The sequence below is a fragment of the Mesorhizobium sp. M8A.F.Ca.ET.208.01.1.1 genome (assembly GCF_004791315.1).
Taxonomy (GTDB): domain Bacteria; phylum Pseudomonadota; class Alphaproteobacteria; order Rhizobiales; family Rhizobiaceae; genus Mesorhizobium.
In genome coordinates, this window is the sequence record NZ_SRUT01000284.1 from 1 (window position 1) to 306 (window position 306).

Annotated in this window: 1 protein-coding gene; it reads left to right on the plus strand. The window is 65.7% G+C overall.

Going from position 1 to position 306, the window contains the following annotated elements; translation table 11 throughout:
• On the plus strand, positions 1 to 306 hold a 306-nt coding region (locus EN851_RS35315; RefSeq protein WP_281041134.1), incomplete at both ends, for a sugar-binding domain-containing protein.

Here is a 306-nt window from a genome sequence, read left to right on the forward strand (position 1 = left end):
TCGTCTTCCGGGCGCGGCGCGCCAACATCGCCGTGCTCAGCGTCGGCGCCTTTTCCAACGACAGCCCCATCGCCAATTACGGCTTCATCAAGCCGAGCGAGCTGGAGGAATTGCAGGCCGCCGGCGCGGTCGGCGATATCCTTTGCCATTTCATCGACGCCGAGGGCTGCACGGTCGACCATGAGGTCAACCGCCGCGTCTGCGCCTATCCGCTGCAGGACCTCTCCGACATCCCGACCACCATCCTGGTTTCGGGCGGGCAGGAGAAGATCGCCGTGATGCGCGCGGCGCTAGATCGGAAGAGCG